An 18,015-nucleotide genomic window follows, 5' to 3' on the forward strand; every position below is an offset into this window, starting at 1 on the left:
AAGCTGAAACGACGAGTCCCGTCAACCACACCCGCCGCGGAGTATGGGTCCCGGCTTTCGCCGGGACGACGAATGGAAAGAGTCGCCCCGGCTACTTCTCCAAATTCGCATGCGGCCGGCCGAAGTCGGGTGCGGCGGAGTCCTGGCCGGTCTCGACGATGCCGCGGCGGATGGCGCGGGTGCGGGTGAAGTGGTCGAACAGCGCTTCGCCGTCGCCGCGCCGGATCGCGCGGGTCAGCTTCGACAGATCCTCGTTGAAGGTGCCGAGCATCTCGAGCACGGCGTCCTTGTTGGCGAGGAATACGTCGCGCCACATCGTCGGGTCCGAGGCCGCGATGCGGGTGAAGTCGCGGAAGCCGCCGGCGGAGAATTTGATGACCTCGGATTCCGTCACCTGCGCCAGCTCGTCGGCGGTGCCGACGATGGTGTAGGCGATCAGATGCGGCAAATGGCTGGTGATCGCGAGCACGAGGTCATGATGGTCGGGCGTCATGATCTCGACCTTGGCGCCGAGCGCGGCCCAGAACGTTCGCAATCGGTCGGTCGCCGCGGGATCGGTGCCTTCGGGCGGGGTGAGGATGCACCAGCGGTTGATGAACAGCTCGGCGAAGCCGGAATCCGGCCCCGAATGCTCGGTGCCGGCCACCGGATGCGCCGGGACAAAGTGGACGCCGTCAGGCAGATGCGGCGCCATGTCCTTGACGACGGCGCCCTTCACCGAGCCGACGTCGGAGATGATCGCGCCGGGCTTCAGATGCGGCGCGATCTCAGCGGCGACCGGGCCGCAGGCGCCGACCGGGATGCAGAGGATGACGAGGTCGGCATCCTTCACCGCCTCGATGTTGGTCTCGACGACGCGATCGACGATGCCGAGTTCGGCGACGCGCGCACGCGTCTTCTCCGAGCGCGCGGTGGTCACGATCTCGCCGACCAGCCCTTGCGCGCGCGCGCCGCGCGCGATCGAGCCGCCGATCAGGCCGAAGCCGATCAGCGCGATGCGTTGGAAGAGCGGGGCGGTGGTCACGATGTCACTTTCCGGCCAGGAAGTCGCGCAGCCCCTCGACCACGAGGCGGTTGGCCTCCTCGGTGCCGATGGTCATGCGCAGCGCATGCGGCAGCTTGTAATTGTTGAGTGCGCGCAGCACGAGGCCGCGCCGTGTGAGATAGGCGTCGGCTTCCGCCGCGGTCTTGCCCTTGTCGGTCGGGAAATGGATCAGCACGAAATTGGCGACGCTCGGCGTCACCTTCAGCCCGAGCTTGCCGATCTGCTCGGTCAGCCAGTTGCGCCATTGTTCGGTGTGGGTTCGCGACATCTGCACATGCGCCGAGTCCTCGATCGCCGCCACCGCCGCCAGCATCGCCGGCGTCGTGACGTTGAACGGACCGCGGATACGGTTGCAGGCATCGACGATATGCGCCGGCCCGAACATCCAGCCGATCCGCAGCGCCGCAAGGCCGTGGATCTTCGAGAAGGTGTGCGTCACCACCGTGTTGTCCGTGGTCGCGACCAGCTCGATGCCGAGCTCGTAGTCGTTGCGCGAGACGTAGTCGGCATAGGCGGCGTCGAGCACCAGCAGCACATGCGACGGCAGCGCGGCGCGCAGCCGTTTGACCTCGTCGAACGGGATGTAGGTGCCGGTCGGATTGTTCGGGTTGGCGAGCCAGACCAGTTTCGTGCGCGGCGTCACCACCTTGAGTATGGCGTCGACGTCGGCCGTGAAATTGGTCTCGGCCGCGATCACGTTCCTGGCGCCGTTCGCCATGGTGGCGATCGGGTAAACCAGGAAGCCGTGGGTGGTCGAGATCGCCTCGTCGCCGGGCGCGAGATAGGTGTGCGCCAGCAGGTTGAGGATTTCGTCGGAGCCGGCGCCGCAGATGATGCGGTCGGGATCGAGCCCGTAGGCGCGGCCGATCGCCTCGCGCAGCACGCGTGAGGTCCCCTCCGGATAGTCCTCGAGATGGTCAGCCGCCGCCTTGTAGGCCGCGATCGCCTTCGGAGACGGCCCGAACGGCGTCTCGTTGGCGGACAGCTTGAACACTTTGCGGCCCGGTTCCGGCACCGGGCTCTTGCCGGGCGTGTAGGGCGCAATATCGAGGATGCCGGGGTTCGGCACGGGGCGGGACATCATCAACTCCGAACAGAGCGTTTTCGAGCGAAGTGGATACCGGTTCGCGTGAAGAAAACGCGTCAAAACAAAAGCCTGGACGGGCGGCTGGCTCTTACTTCAGGTCCTGGCCGATCCGTTAGAGGGCACCGTATAGCGCGTTGCGTGGCTGCCGACGAGGGCCGACGAGCGGACCGAGGCGCCGGCCTTGATCAGGGCGAGCTTGATGGCCTCGAAATCGTGTCCGGTGACCGAGACCAGGAGCGCCGCGCCGTCGAAAGCGGTGTCGGGGACCGCGACGATCTCGGCGAGCGGCGCAAGCGCCCGGGCGACATCGGCGTTCCAGCCGGAGACGCGCACGCTCCAGGTCTGCACTTCGGTGACCATGGCGTCGTCGGCGACCCGCGAGATCACGAACACCGGCAGCGCGGCGGGATGGTCGGCGCGTTCGAGGAACGGCAGCCGCGCGATGATCTTCGGCGCGCCACTGGCCTCGAGCGCATTCCACCACGGCGTACGGCTTGCGATCGCGGAGACCAGCGCGAGGTCGCCCTTCGACTTCGCCACCGCCTCGACCGCGGCCTGTGCGCTGAAATGCGACACGTAAGGCACCACGAAGCCGAAGTGAAACCGCGCCGAGTCGCGCATGGCCGACTCGCCGACCGAAACATCGGCATGCACCGCGAACGGCGCCTGCACATAGGTGAAGGTCGAGATGATGACGCGCCAGATGCTCTCGATGGTGTCGAGCGGCAGGATGCCGCGATGACGCCGCACCAGCTCGCGCATCATGCTGGCCTCGCGTGCCGGGCGGAATGCCGAGCCGACCTCCTGGGTCTTCTTGACCTGGATCAGGCGGTCGATGATGTCGCCGCGCGCCATCAGCAGGCGGTGTACCTGCTCGTCGATCGCATCGATCTCCTTGCGCAGATCCTGCAGCGAGGGCGGCGACGGGGGTGGGTTGGACATGCTCTCAAACCTTGTCGTCGGGGCGGCCCGGTGCCGCGTCGGACAGGGTCCCTGATTAGGAAAGACGGGCAGCGAAAGCAAAGAGAAACGTCGCAGGCGTGCCTTGCGCATTCGGTTAACCAATTGGCCGTGGGCAGGGCTGTCTTGACGGCGGGGGGCGTGGGGACTACGTTCCCTGCGTCCCGTGGTCATTTGAGCCGGCCGGCTTGCAGCCACGTTAAACAACTCGCTAAACAGGCCGGGGACCTTATCAGCTCCCGGCCGAACCTTTGTTCAGGCCGGGTTTTTTATTGGCCTGAGGTCCGTCGAGCCCTCCCGCGCGGAGGCAGGGTCGCCTAGATGAGCAACGTGCGTCCGATACCGAGCCCACAAACCCCGAGCGATGATCGCGCCCATGAGGCCGACCATCCGTCGTCATTGGTGGCGAAGTTCGGGATGGACCAGCCGCTCAAGCTCGATTGCGGCGTCGATCTCGCACCATTCCAGATCGCCTACCAGACCTATGGCGAGCTCAATGCCGACCGCTCCAACGCGATCTTGGTCTGCCACGCGCTGACCGGCGATCAGCATGTCAACAACATCCATCCCGTCACTGGCAAGCCCGGCTGGTGGGAGACCATGGTCGGCATCGGCCGGCCGATCGATCCCGACAAGTACTTCATCATCTGCTCCAATGTGATCGGCGGCTGCATGGGCTCGACCGGCCCTGCGTCGTTGAACCCCGCGACCGGCAAGGTGTGGGGACTCGATTTCCCGATCATCACCATCCCCGACATGGTGCGTGCGCAGGCGATGCTGATCGATCGTCTCGGCATCACGACGCTGTTCTGCGTGGTCGGCGGCTCGATGGGCGGCATGCAGGTCCTGCAATGGACCGCGGCCTATCCGGAGCGCGTGTTCTCGACGCTCGCGATCGCCTGCTCGACGCGCCACTCGGCGCAGAACATCGCGTTCCACGAGCTCGGCCGCCAGGCCGTGATGGCCGATCCGGACTGGCGCGGCGGCCGCTATGTCGACGAGGACACCCATCCGCACCGCGGATTGGCGGTGGCGCGGATGGCCGCGCACATCACCTATCTCTCGGACGCCGCGCTGCACCGCAAGTTCGGACGGCGGATGCAGGACCGCGAGCTGCCGACCTTCTCGTTCGATGCGGATTTCCAGGTCGAGAGCTATCTGCGCTACCAGGGCTCGTCCTTTGTCGAGCGCTTCGATGCCAACTCCTATCTCTATCTGACCCGCGCGATGGACTATTTCGACATCGCCGCCGACCACAACGGCGTGCTGGCGAAGGCGTTCACCGGCATCCAAACGCGGTTCTGCGTGGTGTCGTTCACCAGCGACTGGCTGTTTCCGACCTCGGAATCGCGCGCGCTGGTGCATGCGCTGAACGCGTCGAGCGCGCGGGTGTCGTTCGCCGAGATCGAGACCGACAAGGGGCACGACGCCTTCCTGCTCGACGTGCCCGAATTCCTCGAGATCTCCCGTGCCTTCCTGCTGGCCGCAGGCAAGGCGCGCGGCCTGAAGGACGGCGGCCGGTCATGAGCATGCAGCAGACATTGCCCTTGCCGGGTATCGCGCCGGAGCGGACCGGCGGCTATCGCACCGATCATCTGTTGGTCGCCGACATGGTGCGGCCGGGCTCGCGCGTGCTCGATGTCGGCTGCGGCGACGGCGAATTGCTGCAACTGCTGGAAAGCCGCGGCATCGACGGCCGCGGCATCGAGCTGTCGCGCGAGGGTGTCAATGGCTGCGTCGCCAAGGGGCTCGCGGTGGTGCAGGGCGATGCCGACACCGACCTCGTCAATTATCCGGATGATGCGTTCGACTACGTGATCCTGTCGCAGACCTTGCAGGCGACGCGACAGCCCAAGGTGGTGCTGGAAAATCTGCTGCGCATCGGCCAGCGCGCCATCGTCTCGTTCCCGAATTTCGGGTTCTGGAGGATGCGGCTGCAGCTGTTGATCGGGGGCCACATGCCGCGCACCGAGAATTTGCCGGCGAGCTGGTACGACACCTCGAACATCCACTTCTGCACCATCAAGGATTTCGTGCAGCTCTGCGAGGAGATCAACGTCAAGATGGAGCGCGCGGTGGCGCTCGATCTCTACGGCCGTCCGGTGCCGCTCAACCTGCCGTGGTGGGTGTGGAACATGTTCGGCGAGCAGGGCGTGTTCCTGCTCAGCCGGGGTGGGCAGGGGAAGTGACGTCATGGCGTCATTCCGGGGCACGCGAAGTGTGAACCCGGAATCTCGAGATTCCGGGTTCGATGCTGCGCATCGCCCCGGAATGACAGGACTACACCGGCGCCGCCACCAGCGACCGCGGATCGCGTACCGGCCAACGGCCGGCCTCGACCAGCGCGATGAAGCGCTCGACCATCTCGTTGAACAGCGCCGGCTCCTCGAGGTTGAGCACGTGGCCCGACTTCGGGAAGAACGAGAGGCCGGCGGCCGGCAGATGCTGCTTCAGGAACATGCTGGGCGCGATGCAATTGTCGTCCTCGTCGCCGCACAGGATCAGCGCCGGCGTCGCGGCGCGCTTGATGGCGTCGGTCATGGTGTAGATCGAGGGCCTGCCGCCCTGGAAGCTGCGCATCGTGTTGGCTGAGCCTCTGGCGTCGTGGCGGGCGAGCGCGGCGTAGAAATCGGCGTGGCCGCGCGGATCCTTGACCAGGAACGGAATCCGGCTCGGCGCTTCGCGCGTCACCTTGGCGACCTCGACCGCGCCGATGCTCTCGTATTGCTCGGCATTGGCACGGCACTGCGCGCGGAAGGCATCGAGATGCTCGAGGCTTGAGCCGGAGCCGACCGCGGCCAGCGTCATCGACAGCGCGCGCTCCGGCGCGTTGAGGGCGATCTGCAGCGACGAATAGGAGCCCATCGAGAGCCCGACGAAATGCGCCTTGGCGATGCCGAGATGGTCGAGCACGGCGAGCGCGTCGGTATAGAAGTGCTGGTAGGTGTAAACGTCGGCACTCGCAGGCACGTCGGACGGCGTGTAGCCGCGCGCCGAATAGGCGATGCAGCGGTGGCCGCGCGCGAAGTAGCGCATCTGCGGCTCCCAATTGGTGTGATCAGCGGCGAACTCGTGCAGGAAGATGATCGGGGTTCCGCTGCCGGCCTCTTCGAAGTGGAGGCGGACATGATCTTTCGTCGTGGCGTAGGGCATTGAAATTCTCCTCTCGTTGGCCGCCTCCAGATTTGCAGTTAATTTTCGAGGCCGCAATGCGGCAGTTCCGGTTCCTTTCTCGTCATCGAATCATCGCGGAATGACCAAGAAATTGGTCCCGCAGTGCCGCATGAAATCTTCCTCGCGCCATCCCGATTTTCAAAACCACCGCCGTGTTCCCCCGGGAACGCGACGGGGAATTGGGGGGCGTTACAGAGGATCTAGTGAAGTATGGTTCAGTTGCTTGCGTGTCGCCGGTCACTTCGTGTTTTGGCGCTGGCTCTGTGTTCGCTCACTCTCGCCGTGATCTCCGCCGCACCGGCATCCGCCCGTCCGCATCATTCCCGTCACGCGCATTCGGCCCATGCCGGCCATCACGCGCGTCATTATGCCCGTCATCACTATCGGCCCGCAGCGCGGCTGTCGCGCGCCGAGCGCCGCGCACTCGCGCAGCCGGGCGGGATCATCGAAACCAACGCAGCGCCGTTGCCTGACCCCGTGCCCAACACGGGCGGCGTGATTGCGGCAAGCGGCTTCGGCTCGTCCGGCATCGTGGCCGAGGCGCGCCGCTATCTCGGCGGCAATCCGACCGGCCGCTCCAGCCTGTGGTGCGCCCGCTTCATGAACATGGTGCTGCAGCACACCGGCCGTCGCGGCACCGGCTCCGACATGGCGAGCTCGTTCGCCAAATACGGCACGCGCGTTTCGGGACCGCAGGTCGGCGCCATCGCCGTGATGAGCCGCCGCGGCGGCGGCCATGTCGGCATCATCACCGGCGTCGATGCCAAGGGCAATCCGATCATGATCTCGGGCAACAGCGGCCACCGCGTCCGCGAGACGCGGGTCTCGCGCGGCCGCATCTACGCCTATGTGATGCCGACCAACTGATCGCTCGAAAGCGGGCGGGGCGCGCACGCGCCTTGCCCGGCCTACGACGCTACAGGTCCCTCAGCGGCAATCGTGTCGCCGACGGCGGCGCCGCCATCGCTGATGATCTCGGCATAGATGCCGCACTCATTGTTGCCGAAACGCTGCATCAGCGTGTTCGGCACCGAGAGGTCGCGCGCGCCGGTGTCGGGATCGACATTGACCGCGGCGCAGCGGGTGATGCGCTTCACCACCCTGGCCCGGGCGCTGCCGATCGCGATGGTCTGGTCGAGCAGGCTGGCTTCATGCCAGGCCGGCCAGCCTTCGACATAGAGGTTGGCGCGGAAGCGCAGCGGATGGACCGGCGCCTGCACCATCTCCTCGATCGCCCGCAGGCTGGCCAGATTGATGATCGAGACCACCTTGCGCGGCACATCGGAGAAACTGTGCCCGGGGCTGACCAGCACCTTGGGCGGGCCCTTGATCTGGCCGGTATGACGATTGGCGAAATAGCGTTCGATCGCCGCGCGGCCTTCCGCGGTCTCGAGGTCGCCCTGGGCCACCATCGCGCCATCCCGGCGCAGCGTCAGCACATGGCTGTCATCGTCGAAATGGGCGCGCAGCGGCGCCAGCCACTCGTCCCGCTGCAGCATCAGGAAATGCGGCTTCGGCAGCCATTTCGGCACCGAGGGATCGAAACCGCTCGGGCCGTTCTCGATCGCATAGCGGCGATCGGAGCGGAGCGTCTCGCCGGCCTTGAGCTCTGCGTGCGGCAGCGGCTCGGGCGTGAGACCCTTGACGGGGTAGCGATAGATGCCGGTGATCCGGGCAGAGGAAGCGTGCGTGTTGTCCATTCGCCCGCTCTAGCCTGTTTGGCGTGCGAGGAGAACTGCCGCCCGCGGGAAGGTACTAGTCGGCGCGCGCCGCTCCAGGAGCGTCCAGCAGGCGTTGCATGAACACGAGATCGAGCCAGCGGCCGAATTTGCGTCCGACCTCCGGCATCCGGGCGACCTCGACAAAGCCGGCCCGCGCGTGCAGCCGCAGCGAGGCGAGATTGCCGCCGTCGATGCCGGCGATCATGACGTGCTTGCCGAGCGCGGTGGCCGCGGCGATCAGCTCGTCGACGATGATCCGGCCGAGGCCGCGGCCGCGATGATCGGCATGGATATAGACGCTGTGCTCGACGCTGTAGCGGTAGCCCGGGAAGGCCCGGAAGTCGCCGAATGTGCCGTAGCCGAGCACCGTCGTCCCCTCGACGGCCACCAGCACGGGATAGCCCAGAGCCAGCCGCGCCGTCATCCAGGCCAGCCGCTCGGCCTCGGAATCCTGCTTCTCCGTCCAGATCGCATTCGAGTTGGCGACCGCCTCGTTGAAGATCGCGGTAATCGCAGGGATGTCCTGCTCTGTGGCGGGGCGGATAATCATCGGTGGTTCCTTGACGGGCCTCTTGAACGGATCCCCATCGTCTATTATATAAGACGATATGTCAATTATAGAGGACAAGGCCGATGAGGCTCTCGGGCGGCGGGTTCGCGCCGAACGGGAGGGCCGCGGCTGGTCGCTGGCGGACCTCGCCGGGCGGGCGGGCGTGTCCAAGGCCATGCTCAGCAAGATCGAGCGGGCGGAGGCAAGCCCGACGGCGGCGACGCTGTCGCGGATCGCCACGGCCTATGGCCTGACCATGGCCGCGCTGTTCGAGGTTGCCTCACGAAATTCCCGCCTGCAGCGGGCCAAGGATCAGCCGGTGTGGCGAGATCCGAAGGCGGCCTATCTGCGGCGGCAAGTGTTCCTGCATCCGGCCAATCCGCTGGAGCTGGTGGAGATCGAACTGCCTGCGAGGCAGGAAGCCGGCTTCCCCGCCAGCGCCTATCACTTGGTCCGCCAGGTGGTCTGGGTGATCAGCGGCCGCCTCACCTTGATGGAAGGAGCGGAGCGCCACGAGCTCGCTGCGGGCGACCGCGTCGAGCTCGGTCCGCCGTCGGACATCGTCTTCCGTAACGAAACCGCTCAGCCTTGCCGCTACCTTGTCGCCATCGTGCGGCGCTGAGCTTCACCGGGCGAAATCGCAGGCTGTGGCTCTTCCGTTTTGGAACCAAGTGCCCACATCTGCGGCAAGCCTGAAAAATGATGGCGACGACCAGAGGCTGGTTGAGGAACGTCAACGCGGCCCGCGGAAACCCAATGAAGATGCCGGAACCATGCCTGAATGGGTGGTGACGGCAGGCCGAGGGAAAACGAATGAACATTGAGAAGTACACCGAGCGCGCGCGCGGATTCATCCAGTCTGCCCAGTCGCTCGCAATGCGCGACGGTCACCAGCAGTTCTCGCCGCTGCATCTGTTGAAGGTACTGCTGGACGACAATGAGGGGCTCGCCGGCGGTCTGATCGACCGTGCCGGCGGCAATTCCGGAGCGATCCTGAAAGCGACCGAAGAGGCGCTGAACAAGCTGCCGAAGGTCTCGGGCAATGGCGCCGGACAGGTCTACCTGTCGCCGGAGCTGGCGCGCGCCTTCGATGCGGCGGAACAGGCCGCCGACAAGGCCGGCGACAGTTTTGTCACCGTCGAGCGGCTGCTGCTCGGGCTCACGCTCGAGAAGGGCAGCGAGGCGGCCTCGATCCTGAGCAAGGGCGGCGTCACGGCGCAGAACCTGAACGCGGCCATCGAAGCGCTGCGCAAGGGCCGCACCGCCGACAGTGCGACCGCCGAGAACGCTTACGACGCGCTGAAGAAATATGCCCGCGACCTGACCCAGGCTGCGCGCGACGGCAAGCTCGACCCGGTGATCGGCCGCGACGAGGAGATCCGCCGCACGATTCAAGTTCTGTCGCGGCGGACCAAGAACAATCCCGTCCTGATCGGTGAACCCGGCGTCGGCAAGACCGCCATTGTCGAGGGCCTGGCGCTGCGCATCCTCAATGGCGACGTGCCGGAGAGCTTGAAGGACAAGAAGCTGCTGTCGCTCGACATGGGCGCCTTGATCGCCGGCGCGAAATATCGCGGCGAGTTCGAGGAGCGGCTGAAATCCGTGCTGCAGGAGGTCTCGTCGGCCGAGGGCGGCATCATCCTGTTCATCGACGAGATGCACACCCTGATCGGCGCCGGCAAGACCGACGGCGCAATGGACGCGTCCAACCTCCTGAAGCCTGCGCTCGCGCGTGGTGAGTTGCACTGTATCGGTGCGACCACGCTCGACGAGTACCGCAAGCATGTCGAGAAGGATGCGGCGCTGGCTCGCCGGTTCCAGCCGATCTATGTCAGCGAGCCGACGGTCGAGGACACCATCTCGATCCTGCGCGGCCTCAAGGACAAATACGAGCAGCATCACGGCGTGCGCATCACCGACTCCGCGCTGGTGGCCGCGACCACGCTGTCGAACCGCTACATCACCGACCGCTTCCTGCCGGACAAGGCCATCGACCTGATGGACGAGGCGGCGGCGCGGCTGAAGATGCAGGTTGATTCGAAGCCGGAAGAGCTCGATTCGCTCGATCGCGACATCATCCGGCTGAAGATCGAGCAGGAGGCGCTGAAGAAGGAGAACGATGCCGGCTCCAAGAGCCGCTTGCAGACCCTGGAGAAGGAACTCGCAGGGCTCGAGGAGCGATCGACGGCGCTGACGGCGCGCTGGAGCGCGGAGAAGAACAAGCTCTCCAATGCCCAGAAGCTGAAGAGCGAACTCGACGCGCTCCGCGTTGAGCTGGCCAATGCGCAGCGTCGCGGCGAATTCCAGAAGGCGGGCGAACTGGCCTATGGCCGGATTCCCGAGCTGGAAAAGAAGCTCGCCGACATCGAGGCGCAAGCGAACAGCAAGCCGAGCGGCGGCGAGATGATGGAGGAGGCGGTCACCGCCAACCACATCGCGCAGGTCGTCTCGCGCTGGACCGGCGTGCCGGTCGACAAGATGCTCGAGGGCGAAAAGGACAAGCTCCTGAAAATGGAGGACAGTCTCGCCAAGCGCGTCGTCGGCCAGGCTGAAGCCGTGCGTGCGGTGGCAACCGCCGTGCGCCGTGCCCGCGCGGGCCTGCAGGATCCGAACCGGCCGACCGGCTCGTTCATGTTCTTAGGCCCCACCGGCGTCGGCAAGACCGAGCTGACCAAGGCGCTCGCCGCTGACCTGTTCAACGACGAGACCGCGATGGTCCGCCTCGACATGTCCGAGTTCATGGAGAAGCACTCGGTCTCGCGGCTGATCGGCGCGCCTCCCGGCTATGTCGGCTACGACGAGGGCGGTGCCCTGACCGAAGCCGTGCGGCGCCGGCCCTACCAGGTCGTGCTGTTCGACGAGATCGAGAAGGCGCATCCCGACGTCTTCAACGTGCTGTTGCAGGTGCTCGATGACGGCCGCCTGACCGATGGTCAGGGCCGCACCGTCGACTTCCGCAACACGCTGATCATCATGACTTCGAATCTCGGTTCGGAGTTCCTGGTGAATCAGCCGGAGGGCGAGGACACCGCGGCGGTCCGCGATCAGGTGATGGGCGTCGTGCGGGCGCATTTCAGGCCGGAATTCCTGAACCGCATCGACGAGATCATCCTGTTCCACCGCCTGCAGAAGAGCGAGATGGGCCGTATCGTCGAGATCCAGTTCGCGCGGCTGACCAAGCTGCTCGAGGATCGCAAGATCGAGCTCACGCTGGACCCCAAGGCGCGGGACTGGCTCGCGGAGAAGGGCTGGGATCCGGCTTACGGCGCCCGCCCGCTGAAGCGGGTGATCCAGCGCAGCGTGCAGGATCCGCTGGCCGAGATGATCCTCGCCGGCGAGGTCAAGGACGGCGATCATGTCGTGATCTCGGAGAAGGGCAACGTGCTGACCTTCAACGGTCAGGTGCCCAAAACCGCCGAGATCGTGCAGTTCGAGGCCCCGGTCTCGAAGCGCAAGCTGAACTGAGCGTTTCGATAGCGAAACCGGATGCGGCCTGGCGACAGGCCGCATCCATCGCCATGACATCGGCGGGCCGCATGCGACGGAGTTCCTGTTCGGCGGCCGGTTTTGTGAGCCCGAATTAATGAAACCGCCTCGGGACGGCGTTCGTTTTCATCCTGATGATCGGCTGGCGTGGCAAACGTCCCGCGCAGCTGCAAAGGGAAGTATTCGGTCCGAATCGCATCGCTGATTCGCGCGCCGCCTTGCATCATCCTGCAAAGCCACACCTCCGGTCGCCCTCAGCAGCAGGCGAATTGCATGAGCAGAGACCTCATTGCCCATAACCGGCCCGTCTATGACGATCTTCATCCCCGCGTCTACGGCGTAGCCGCCGGTGGTTCGCGGTGGCGGCATGGATATTGTTCGACCGTCAGGACGACGTCGAGCTGTCGCTGATGTTCGTCAGCGTATCGCTGTTCGTCGCGGTGCTGTTGCCGTGGGTGCTTTCGCTGATCCGGCAGAAATACGACGATCGGCACAACCTGCATCAGCGGTCGATTCCGTTCCGGGAGTGGCGGACCGGCGAATTCGCGGTCTGGGGCAGCACGATCAACAGCACCCATGCCACCATCGACATGCTGCTCCCGCTCGCATCCGTGGCGTTCGGGCTGACCGCGATCGGGATCGTGTTCCTGATCTGCGCCAGCCTCGCGCCGTCATTCCGGCGGGGCGATGGGCGGTGACGGCTCGTCGTCCTCGCCGGGCTCGAGTTCGGACAGGATATCGACCAGCTCGCGGGCGCGGCCGGTGGCCAGCGGCTTGCCGGCATTGATCAGCGGCTCGTCATTGGCGAGCCAGGCTTGCGCCTCGGCAAGCTCGGTGATCGTCGCCCCCGACGCGATAATCCTCGCGATCGTGACGTCGTCGGCGGAGCCGACGGCCTTCAGCACATCGTCGCGGGTGAGGCTTGCCATGCGCGCCTCCTCTGCAAGGTTTACCTAAGCGGACAAAGCCTGACGGGCGCGGATGGTTCCGGATGGAACGGCTTCCTGAGCGAGGTTTCCGCCGTCAGCGGTTGGTGGTGGAGCGCGTCTGCGACGTGGAACTGGTGGCGTCCGAGACGATTCGCGAGCTGCCGCGGCTGGACATCTGGGCCTCGATCCGGTCGCGCTCCTTCTCGAAGTTCGCCAGCATCGGGCCTTCGAGCGAACGGCCGCGCGGCAGCTTCACGCGCATCGGGTCGACGAATCGGCCGTTGACCAGGATTTCGTAGTGGACGTGCGGGCCGGTCGACTGGCCGGTCGAGCCGACGAAGCCGATCACCTGGCCCTGCCGCACCTTCTTGCCGATCTCCATGCCCTTGGCGAAGGCCGACATGTGGCCGTAGGCGGTCTCGTAGCCATTGGCATGCTTCATGCGGATATATTTGCCGTAACCGCCCTCGTATCCGACCTTCTCGAGCACGCCATTGCCGGACGCGAAGATCGGCGTGCCGTAGGCGGTGGCCCAGTCGACGCCGGTGTGCATCTTCACATAGCCGAGGATCGGGTGGCGGCGGCCGCCGAAGCCCGAACGCATGATCGCGTTGTTGACCGGCTTGCGTACCAGGAACTTCTTCGCGCTCTTGCCGGTCTCGTCATAGTAGTCGACGAGGCCGTCGTCGGAGCTCTGGAATCGGTAGTATTTCTTGGTTTCGCCGCCCACGGTCAGCGCGGCGTAGAGCACTTCGGTCTTTTCGGTGCTGGTGACGCCCTCGTCCTCGCCGGCAAAGAACACGTCGAACGAGTCGCCGGGCTGGACCTTGCGCTGGAAATCGACGTCGTAGGAGTAGATCTTGACCATGTCTTCGATGACGGTCGGCGGCACCTTGTTGCGCAGCGCGGTCTCGTAAATGCTCTGATAGAGCCGCACGCCGCTGCCATCATCCTCGTCATCGTCGCTGGAATTGTCGGCGGTCTCGGTGACGGTGTTCATGCTCTGCACGTCGACGGCAACGTATTTGCCGAGATCGGACAGCGCAGCGACGGCCTCGATGACGGATTCGTTGGCGACGATCACGCGATAGGGCTGCAGCCTGACATTCGGTCCGGGCGCGGCCGGCGCCATCAGGATCCGTACCTTCTGGCCTTCCTTCAGGCCGCCCTCGCGGCCACGCGGGCCGAGCGTTGCGGCGATCGCCTTCGCCTCGTCGGGCGTTGCGCCCTGATCGCGCAGGATCGAGGTGATGCTGTCGCCCTTCCTGACGAGGTGAACCCGCTCGCCGACCGGATTGCCGCCGGTGACCTGCTCTTTGGTCTTCGGCAGCAGGGTGACGTTTTCCGGCACCACGCGGGTCTCGAAGCCGGCATAGGGATCGGAGGTGTTGCCCTCGGTGGCGTAGGCCATCCTCATGTCGGGGCCGGCGCCGCTCGCGTCAGCCGCGGCATTGGCGAGTGAAGCGTAGCGCACCGAGCCGCCGGAGCCGCGCCAGTTGGCGGCGTCGCGGACCCGCATCAGCACGTCGTCGAGCGCGACGACCGCGGCGAGCTTGGCTTTCGGCAGCACGGAGCCGAGATCCTTGGTGACGAACGAGACCTCGGCGTCGGGCTCGGCCGCCGCATTCGGATCCTCGGCCGCCGCCGGCGTGTCGGAGCCGACATCGGTCAAGAGACGCTGCGCGTTGAACGCAGGGATTTTTGCCGACAGGTCGCTCGTGGTCATCGAGAGATTGCCGGAAATTCGGATGAAGGGCCGCACCCGCATCACGTCGCGATTGCCGACGCGGGTCACGGTCGACACGCGCACCAGGCTGCGGGAGGCGGAGGATTCGCTGGGCGGCGGCAGGCGGTCACCCTTGTGCAGGCTGACGACGCGATCGTTGCCGGTGAACGCGCCGCGGAGCGCGCCTTCGACACGCTCCGGCACCTTGGCGAAGGTCATCTCGCCGTCGAGCGACGCAAAAACGGCGCCGCCGATCAGGGCCGCGCCACATAGTCCAGTCAGAATGGTGCCGCTAAACCATTGGACGGAGACACGGCGACGGTCGATCACCGCGGCCTCGGTGCCGTCGACTGAAAGCGGCGGCTCGTGACCGAGATCGATCATCCCGGTCTCGCGCCCAATTCCGCTTCCGCGTGACGCCCGTTGGCTCAACCCGATATCCCCCCAAATTCCAGCAACTGCGATCGACCTCAGCTCGTCCTCGTCCCCACCTTGATCCCCCGAAGAGGAATCGCGGCAGTGTGGCGAGCCACACGCATCGAATTCGAGAAGCCGATGGCCATTAGCTAGCCGCGATCTCGAACGTCAATGGTGTGCAGATCTCTCGATGTTGCTCGGCCGCGAAGGGAAGAGGCGACGGATTTTTGGAGAAAATCGCCTGGTCCCCCAGAAAAACCGCCCCAGCCCCCACAGGTTACGAGCGGTTCAATGCATTCGTTATAGCCAGAACGTCGCAGGATTGTGGCTCAAGTGCGGCATTTGAGGTGGAAAAGCTTCCCTGAAAGCAGGTCGATGCGCGCCGCCCGGCCCCGGGGCGGTCGGAACCCGTTTTGGAGGGCCTCACGGGCCGCCCGGCGACGAACTTTTTTTAAAGTTTTTTGCCGCGTGGGCTGGGCGGCGAATTTTTACCTCCGACCTAAGCCACGGAAAGCACGAGAATTTCTTCGCACTGCACAAGCGATTTGGGCGTGCGACGATTTGTTGACAATGGCCGTTGACAATCCCGAGGGGTGCGGACTATAAACCAACCACTGAGCGCGGCGCCGCCGGGTCACTGACCAAGGCGAGCGAACGCGCCACTGATGCTCCTCACTTCGATGAGTGACACAACAGCCGACATAAATCGGTTGAAGTTCACCGTCGGCCGGTGAAGGGTAGAACCACCCTCCAAGGGTGTGGGGTCATCGGATCCCGGGCTGTTTGACAAGTGAAGATGAAGAAAGAGAAACGTGGACGGCGGAGTCCTTGCGTCTCTCGGAATACTTGAAAGCTTCGGCTTTTGACTTCTGAGAGTGGACGAAAGACTTCGGCGGTACACGTTTTAAAGGTTACACCATCGCTGCCAACGATGTGAATCGCAGGCGGCTCGTTGACTTCGGTCGACGAAGAATGGTGGGACCTCGTCAAACGTTGTGATCAGCCGGTTCAAGGTTTCAAGTCCAACTTGAGAGTTTGATCCTGGCTCAGAGCGAACGCTGGCGGCAGGCTTAACACATGCAAGTCGAGCGGGCATAGCAATATGTCAGCGGCAGACGGGTGAGTAACGCGTGGGAACGTACCTTTTGGTTCGGAACAACTGAGGGAAACTTCAGCTAATACCGGATAAGCCCTTACGGGGAAAGATTTATCGCCGAAAGATCGGCCCGCGTCTGATTAGCTAGTTGGTGAGGTAATGGCTCACCAAGGCGACGATCAGTAGCTGGTCTGAGAGGATGATCAGCCACATTGGGACTGAGACACGGCCCAAACTCCTACGGGAGGCAGCAGTGGGGAATATTGGACAATGGGCGCAAGCCTGATCCAGCCATGCCGCGTGAGTGATGAAGGCCCTAGGGTTGTAAAGCTCTTTTGTGCGGGAAGATAATGACGGTACCGCAAGAATAAGCCCCGGCTAACTTCGTGCCAGCAGCCGCGGTAATACGAAGGGGGCTAGCGTTGCTCGGAATCACTGGGCGTAAAGGGTGCGTAGGCGGGTCTTTAAGTCAGGGGTGAAATCCTGGAGCTCAACTCCAGAACTGCCTTTGATACTGAAGATCTTGAGTTCGGGAGAGGTGAGTGGAACTGCGAGTGTAGAGGTGAAATTCGTAGATATTCGCAAGAACACCAGTGGCGAAGGCGGCTCACTGGCCCGATACTGACGCTGAGGCACGAAAGCGTGGGGAGCAAACAGGATTAGATACCCTGGTAGTCCACGCCGTAAACGATGAATGCCAGCCGTTAGTGGGTTTACTCACTAGTGGCGCAGCTAACGCTTTAAGCATTCCGCCTGGGGAGTACGGTCGCAAGATTAAAACTCAAAGGAATTGACGGGGGCCCGCACAAGCGGTGGAGCATGTGGTTTAATTCGACGCAACGCGCAGAACCTTACCAGCCCTTGACATCCCGGTCGCGGACTCCAGAGACGGAGTTCTTCAGTTCGGCTGGACCGGAGACAGGTGCTGCATGGCTGTCGTCAGCTCGTGTCGTGAGATGTTGGGTTAAGTCCCGCAACGAGCGCAACCCCCGTCCTTAGTTGCTACCATTTAGTTGAGCACTCTAAGGAGACTGCCGGTGATAAGCCGCGAGGAAGGTGGGGATGACGTCAAGTCCTCATGGCCTTTACGGGCTGGGCTACACACGTGCTACAATGGCGGTGACAATGGGATGCTAAGGGGCGACCCTTCGCAAATCTCAAAAAGCCGTCTCAGTTCGGATTGGGCTCTGCAACTCGAGCCCATGAAGTTGGAATCGCTAGTAATCGTGGATCAGCACGCCACGGTGAATACGTTCCCGGGCCTTGTACACACCGCCCGTCACACCATGGGAGTTGGTTTTACCTGAAGACGGTGCGCTAACCGAAAGGGGGCAGCCGGCCACGGTAGGGTCAGCGACTGGGGTGAAGTCGTAACAAGGTAGCCGTAGGGGAACCTGCGGCTGGATCACCTCCTTTCTAAGGATGATCCTTCAGATCAGCTCACGCTATCTATCGGATCGTTTTAGAAACATTCAGGGGCCAACAGTTTCAGGATTGTTGAGCTCCATTGGCGGGATTTCGCCGTCTTCGTTTCTCTTTCTTCGCGGACGAACACGCGCCAGGGGCTGAGCGCTGTGCGATGTACCGACTTCAGGTCGAGTGCGCGCCGGCATGTCTCTCGTGTTAGGGGCTTGTAGCTCAGTTGGTTAGAGCGCGCGCTTGATAAGCGTGAGGTCGGAAGTTCAAGTCTTCCCAGGCCCACCATTTTGATCGAGTGCGGAGCATTCGTCTTCTGGTACGGGGCCATAGCTCAGCTGGGAGAGCGCGTGCTTTGCAAGCATGAGGTCGTCGGTTCGATCCCGTCTGGCTCCACCAGATGGAATT

At 64.2% G+C, this 18,015-nt stretch carries 14 protein-coding genes, 2 tRNA genes, 1 rRNA gene and 1 riboswitch; of the genes, 9 read left to right on the forward strand and 8 right to left on the reverse strand.

Features of this window, described 5'->3' with window-relative positions:
* Positions 1–91: 91 nt before the first annotated feature.
* From J2R80_RS11745 to J2R80_RS11755, 3 genes are all read right to left on the reverse strand, one after another.
* Complete coding sequence (locus tag J2R80_RS11745) at positions 92–1,024, reverse strand: prephenate/arogenate dehydrogenase family protein (protein WP_057017866.1); 933 nt, start codon at positions 1,022–1,024, stop codon at positions 92–94.
* A gap of 4 nt (positions 1,025–1,028) precedes the next feature.
* Positions 1,029–2,126: a histidinol-phosphate transaminase gene (gene hisC / locus J2R80_RS11750; protein WP_076827513.1), complete on the reverse strand. Its 1,098-nt coding sequence runs from the start codon at positions 2,124–2,126 to the stop codon at positions 1,029–1,031.
* 99 nt (positions 2,127–2,225) lie between these two features.
* Positions 2,226–3,074 carry a chorismate mutase gene (locus J2R80_RS11755; RefSeq protein ID WP_038385298.1) on the reverse strand — a complete coding sequence of 283 codons (849 nt, stop codon included), beginning with the start codon at positions 3,072–3,074 and terminating at the stop codon, positions 2,226–2,228.
* 174 nt (positions 3,075–3,248) lie between these two features.
* A riboswitch (SAM riboswitch) is annotated at positions 3,249–3,328 on the forward strand.
* 85 nt (positions 3,329–3,413) lie between these two features.
* Here J2R80_RS11755 and J2R80_RS11760 point away from each other — a divergent pair.
* On the forward strand, positions 3,414–4,619 hold the full coding sequence (locus J2R80_RS11760; RefSeq protein WP_076827455.1) for a homoserine O-acetyltransferase: 1,206 nt from the start codon (positions 3,414–3,416) through the stop codon (positions 4,617–4,619).
* Positions 4,616–5,281, forward strand: coding sequence for a methionine biosynthesis protein MetW (metW, locus tag J2R80_RS11765; protein ID WP_076827457.1), 666 nt, complete (start codon positions 4,616–4,618; stop codon positions 5,279–5,281). Before J2R80_RS11760 ends, metW begins: the two co-directional genes overlap by 4 nt.
* A 91-nt stretch (positions 5,282–5,372) precedes the next feature.
* Here the strand turns inward: metW and J2R80_RS11770 are convergent, their stop codons facing one another.
* Positions 5,373–6,245, reverse strand: a complete 873-nt coding sequence (locus tag J2R80_RS11770) for an alpha/beta fold hydrolase (RefSeq protein ID WP_076827459.1) — start codon at positions 6,243–6,245, stop codon at positions 5,373–5,375.
* Positions 6,246–6,476: 231 nt separating this feature from the next.
* Here J2R80_RS11770 and J2R80_RS11775 point away from each other — a divergent pair, with 231 nt between their 5' ends.
* Entirely contained in the window at positions 6,477–7,133 is a 657-nt protein-coding gene (locus tag J2R80_RS11775; protein WP_253638606.1) for a TIGR02594 family protein, read from the forward strand.
* A 41-nt stretch (positions 7,134–7,174) separates the two neighbouring features.
* Here J2R80_RS11775 and J2R80_RS11780 read toward each other — a convergent pair whose 3' ends face one another.
* A complete protein-coding gene (locus tag J2R80_RS11780; protein WP_057017861.1) occupies positions 7,175–7,966 on the reverse strand; it encodes an MOSC domain-containing protein in 792 nt (263 codons plus the stop codon).
* Positions 7,967–8,021: 55 nt separating this feature from the next.
* On the reverse strand, positions 8,022–8,537 hold the full coding sequence (locus tag J2R80_RS11785; protein ID WP_076827463.1) for a GNAT family N-acetyltransferase: 516 nt from the start codon (positions 8,535–8,537) through the stop codon (positions 8,022–8,024).
* A gap of 58 nt (positions 8,538–8,595) precedes the next feature.
* Between J2R80_RS11785 and J2R80_RS11790 the strand changes: the two genes are divergently transcribed.
* From J2R80_RS11790 to J2R80_RS11800, 3 genes are all read left to right on the forward strand, one after another.
* Positions 8,596–9,159, forward strand: a complete 564-nt coding sequence (locus J2R80_RS11790) for an XRE family transcriptional regulator (protein WP_076827465.1) — start codon at positions 8,596–8,598, stop codon at positions 9,157–9,159.
* A 191-nt stretch (positions 9,160–9,350) separates the two neighbouring features.
* Positions 9,351–12,002 carry an ATP-dependent chaperone ClpB gene (gene clpB / locus J2R80_RS11795; RefSeq protein WP_076827467.1) on the forward strand — a complete coding sequence of 884 codons (2,652 nt, stop codon included), beginning with the start codon at positions 9,351–9,353 and terminating at the stop codon, positions 12,000–12,002.
* A gap of 380 nt (positions 12,003–12,382) precedes the next feature.
* On the forward strand, positions 12,383–12,721 hold the full coding sequence (locus tag J2R80_RS11800; RefSeq protein ID WP_253638607.1) for a hypothetical protein: 339 nt from the start codon (positions 12,383–12,385) through the stop codon (positions 12,719–12,721).
* Here J2R80_RS11800 and J2R80_RS11805 read toward each other — a convergent pair.
* Positions 12,695–12,952: a hypothetical protein gene (locus J2R80_RS11805; protein WP_057017856.1), complete on the reverse strand. Its 258-nt coding sequence runs from the start codon at positions 12,950–12,952 to the stop codon at positions 12,695–12,697. The genes J2R80_RS11800 and J2R80_RS11805 overlap by 27 nt on opposite strands.
* Positions 12,953–13,046: 94 nt before the next feature.
* Positions 13,047–15,110 (reverse strand): M23 family metallopeptidase, encoded by a 2,064-nt coding sequence (locus J2R80_RS11810; RefSeq protein ID WP_057017855.1) that lies wholly within the window; start codon positions 15,108–15,110, stop codon positions 13,047–13,049.
* Between the two features lie 1,008 nt (positions 15,111–16,118).
* Here J2R80_RS11810 and J2R80_RS11815 point away from each other — a divergent pair.
* The 3 genes from J2R80_RS11815 to J2R80_RS11825 all read left to right on the forward strand — a co-directional run bounded on the left by J2R80_RS11815 (position 16,119) and on the right by J2R80_RS11825 (position 18,006).
* Positions 16,119–17,607, forward strand: a 16S ribosomal RNA gene (locus J2R80_RS11815).
* Positions 17,608–17,818: 211 nt separating this feature from the next.
* Positions 17,819–17,895 (forward strand) — tRNA-Ile (locus tag J2R80_RS11820).
* Between the two features lie 35 nt (positions 17,896–17,930).
* Positions 17,931–18,006 (forward strand) — tRNA-Ala (locus tag J2R80_RS11825).
* The last annotated feature ends 9 nt before the right edge of the window (positions 18,007–18,015 follow it).

The sequence above is a fragment of the Bradyrhizobium sp. USDA 4541 genome, from assembly GCF_024171085.1.
In the GTDB taxonomy this organism is placed as follows: Bacteria; Pseudomonadota; Alphaproteobacteria; order Rhizobiales; family Xanthobacteraceae; genus Bradyrhizobium; species Bradyrhizobium australafricanum.